Source organism: Pseudomonas guariconensis (assembly GCF_024127895.1).
In the GTDB taxonomy this organism is placed as follows: Bacteria; Pseudomonadota; Gammaproteobacteria; order Pseudomonadales; family Pseudomonadaceae; genus Aquipseudomonas; species Aquipseudomonas guariconensis_B.
Genome location: NZ_JAMYBK010000052.1, coordinates 1 through 4,232 on the forward strand (window position 1 = coordinate 1; position 4,232 = coordinate 4,232).

Annotated in this window: 2 protein-coding genes and 1 pseudogene; 2 read left to right on the forward strand and 1 reads right to left on the reverse strand. The window is 62.3% G+C overall.

Annotated features, from left to right (window positions below; genetic code table 11):
• Positions 1-206: pseudogene (locus NJF35_RS24390) on the forward strand (hypothetical protein); the annotation flags it as partial.
• On the forward strand, positions 203-460 hold the full coding sequence (locus NJF35_RS24395; protein ID WP_253081802.1) for a PAAR domain-containing protein: 258 nt from the start codon (positions 203-205) through the stop codon (positions 458-460). The pseudogene NJF35_RS24390 and the gene NJF35_RS24395, both read left to right, overlap by 4 nt.
• Positions 461-691: 231 nt before the next feature.
• On the opposite strand, the gene NJF35_RS24400 is transcribed toward NJF35_RS24395, so the two are convergent.
• Positions 692-4,232, reverse strand: a 3,541-nt coding sequence (locus tag NJF35_RS24400; RefSeq protein WP_253091599.1) for an Ig-like domain-containing protein, incomplete at its 5' end; no start/stop codon positions are given.

Sequence of the window (4,232 nt, forward strand, 5' to 3'; positions counted from 1 at the left end):
TCGTATCGCTTGGGCATGGCAGAATGCTTCGCCTAAAAGGTGAGAACTCTACGGAAAATCAGGCTTTCAGCGGCTCTGGTGGCGTTTCAAAGGTTTTCATACAGAGCCTAGCCAACCCATTCGAGCGACTAGCACCCAAGGTGCAATGGCCAGCAGACATGGACCTGGAGTCCCGTACCGCACCGAGTGAAGGAGATCATCAATGAGGCCAGTAGTACTTGTAGGTCATCGTCACGACTGCCCGTTACACGGTGCTGGCACAGTAGTTACCGGCAGCGCCAACTACACCTTCAACGGCAAGGCGGTTGCCTGGGTTGGCGACCGCATCAGTTGTGGGGCTTTAATTATCAGCGGCTCGACGGGCTATTACATCGAGGGTAAGGCCGTCGCACGCCAAGGTGATCATACCGACCACGGCGGTGTGCTGATCGATGGGGATACTGACTGGCTACTTGAATGATGGGCCTTCATTATCCACGGCGCCTCCGTATTCGCAGTATTACCTGTACCGACCTATTCGCGGGCAAGCCCGCTCCCACAGAGCCCTCCGTCAGCAGTATGCTCTCTGCACGGCAGAGCAACCCAAAGGGCTAACGAATCCCTCACAGGTACACCGCAGCCTTGAAAACACGATGTACCTGCAGGAGCCGACTTGCCGGCGAAAGGGCCAGTAAACTCAGGCCAAATCACCTCACACCGTATCCACCTTCAACGAATGATCGTTGAGCATGCCATTGATGATGGTCGCCGTATCCTGCCCCGCCGCGATCATCCCTCCCGCACCCGCCGCGACGCCATAGTGCTGGGCAAGGTCGACCCCGGCCAGGTCGATGGTCTGGGTCGGCGCGGCGCCTGCCACGCTGCTGACCTCGATGGTCGAAACCACCTCGGTACCGGTGCCGTTGACCTTGAAGTGCAGGTAGTCGTCCAGCGACGCGGCGCTGGCGCTCTCCCCCTGGAGCAACTGCGACAGATCGAGACTGTCGCTGCCCGGCGTGAAGTCGGTGACCGTGTCATGGCCGGTGTCGCCCTTCTGCCAGACGAAGGTGTCGTTGCCGCTGCCACCGCTCAGGGTATCGTTGCCCGGCCCACCGATGAGAATATCGTTGCCCGCACCGCCCTTGAGCACGTCGTTGCCCAGCCCTGCGATGAGCAGGTTATCGGCGCCATTGCCGATCAAGGTGTCGTCATGGTCCGAGCCGATCAGGTTTTCGATGCCCACCAGGGTGTCGATACCGGCACCACCGGTGTCCTGCGGCCCGCCCGCGCTGAGGTCGACGACCACCCCAGCGTCGGCCGAGGCATAGCTGGCCGTGTCGATGCCAGCCCCACCGATCAGCAGGTCGTCGCCATCACCGCCCTGGAGGGTGTCGTTGCCCTCGCCGCCCACCAGCACATCGTCGCCTGGCGTGCCGTCGAGGGTATGCTCGCCCGGGTAGACGATGCTCGCCGTGGCGGAGGCGCTGCCGCCTGGGTGGTCGTTGTGGGTATCGCTGCCGCTGAAGGCCCCGCGCTCGGCGTGGCTATAGTCGATCAGCATGTTGAGGTTGTATTTCTCTGCGGCCTTGTCGTTACCTGAAGCATCTGCCGCACGAGCCAGGTGGATGCTGTACACCCCGTCATGGCTGGCCGTGAAACTGTCGCCATTGGCAATGGCCTGGTAACCGCCGCTGGCCGCCTTCCATTCCATCATCAGGTTGCCCATGGGGTGGTCGTGGTCGAGCTTGAGGGTCTCGCCCTTGCGTAGGGTAACGTTGATCACATCCCCCTCGTTGGCGTTGCCATTGCTGATCGCCCCCAGGTAGCCCGCGATCACCAGGGCGGCGGTCATCGAGCCGAACGAGCCGGAGAAGGCGCTGCGGTGCAGGTCGAGAATCTTCTGGTAGGCGTTGGTGTCGCTGTCCCAGCAACTGACCATCTTGCTGTCGCGCACGTTGATGGTGATGGTCGTGGTGCTTTCATCGCCGTCTGCGTCGCGGATGGTGTAGACGAAGGTGTCGGTGGCGCCGGACGGCGGCACGCTGTTGGGTTTGGCGTGGTAGACCGCGTTGCCCTTCGCATCCAGCGTCAGGTAGCCGTACTGGCCCATCACCTGGGTATTGAGCTGGCCCGTCGCCGAGGATGAGGTGTCCGACCCGGCGCGCACGCCGACCACATACTTCCCGTCATTGACCACATCCGCGCCGACTATGTCGTTGTCCAGCACGTTGCCAGTCACCGTGCGGCCTTCGATCACCGAGGTTTCATCGCAATGTGCCCTGGGCACGTCGTCGACGATGGTGATGACGATGCTGTTGGTCGTCGTGTTGCCCAGGGAGTCCTTGACCTGGTAGGTGAAGGATTCGGTGACGGTATTGGGCCCATCGTTGCCAGGGGTCGGCGACTTTGGCGCCGAGGTCAGGGTATAAGTGTAGGTGCCGTTGCTGTTGAGGTGGATCTGCCCATACTGCCCCACGGCGTGGTCCATCAGGCTGTAGGTCAGCGCGCCCACGCCACCGATGACCGAGCCGGCCAGCGAGCCAGACGCCGTCTCGCCAGTCGAGTGCGGATCGCTGCCGGTCACGGTCCCGGCGGCCAGATCGTGGCCATCCTTGCACAGGTCCAGGGCCTTCTCGTAGACGGTGACGTCGCGGTCCTCGCAGGCGACCATCTTGCTGTCGCGCACGTTGATGGTGATGGTCGTGGTGCTTTCATCGCCGTCCGCATCACGGATGGTGTAGACGAAAGTGTCGGTGGCGCCGGACGGCGGCACGCTGTTGGGGGTGGCGTGGTAGATCGCGTTGCCCTTCGCATCCAGCGTCAGGTAGCCGTACTGGCCCATCACCTGGGTATTGAGCTGGCCCGTCGCCGAGGACGATGTGTCCGACCCGGCGCGTACACCGACCACGTACTTCCCATCACTGACCATGTCCGCGCCGACCACGTCGTTGTCGAGCACGTTGCCGGATACGGTCCCGCCCTCGATTACCGAGGTTTCATCGCAATGTGCCCTGGGCACGTCGTCGACGATGGTGATGACGATGCTGTTGGTCGTCGTGTTGCCCAGGGAGTCCTTGACCTGGTAGGTGAAGGATTCGGTGACGGTATTGGGCCCATCGTTGCCAGGGGTCGGCGACTTTGGCGCCGAGGTCAGGGTATAAGTGTAGGTGCCGTTGCTGTTGAGGTGGATCTGCCCATACTGCCCCACGGCGTGGTCCATCAGGCTGTAGGTCAGCGCGCCCACGCCACCGATGACCGAGCCGGCCAGCGAGCCAGACGCCGTCTCGCCAGTCGAGTGCGGATCGCTGCCGGTCACGGTCCCGGCGGCCAGATCGTGGCCATCCTTGCACAGGTCCAGGGCCTTCTCGTAGACGGTGACGTCGCGGTCCTCGCAGGCGACCATCTTGCTGTCGCGCACGTTGATGGTGATGGTCGTGGTGCTTTCATCGCCGTCCGCATCACGGATGGTGTAGACGAAAGTGTCGGTGGCGCCGGACGGCGGCACGCTGTTGGGGGTGGCGTGGTAGACCGCATTGCCCTGGGCATCCAGGGTGAGGTAGCCGTACTGACCCATCACCTGGGTATTGAGCTGGCCCGTGGCGGAGGTCGAAGCATCGTTGCCAGCACGCACGCCGACCACGTATTTCCCATCACTGACCACATCCGCACCGACTATGTCGTTGTCGAGCACGTTGCCGGATACGGTCCCGCCCTCGATTACCGAGGTTTCATCGCAATGTGCCCTGGGCACGTCGTCGACGATGGTGATGACGATGGTGTTGGTGGTCGTGTTGCCCAACGAGTCCTTGACCTGGTAGGTGAAGGACTCGGTGACGGTATTCGGACCGTCGTTGCCAGGGTTCGGCGACTGCGGCGCCGAGGTCAGCGTATAGGTGTAGGTGCCATCGCTGTTCAGCTGAATCTGGCCGTATTGACCGACGGCGTTACCCACCAAGCTGAATGTCAGTGTTCCCACACCACCGCTGACCGAACTCGCCAAAGACCCGGAAGCAGTCTCGCCCGTCGAATGCGGATCACTGCCCTCGACAGTACCCGCCGCCAGGTCGTTACCGTCCTTGAGCAAATCAAGCGATTTCTCGTAGACCGTCACACCAGTGTCGTCGCCCACTACCAACGAGCAATCATCAATCCTGATGGTGATGGTCGTAGTGCTCTCGTCACCGTCCGCATCGCGGATGGTGTAGACGAAGGTGTCGGTGGCACCAGCCGGGGCCACGCTGTTGGGGTTGGCG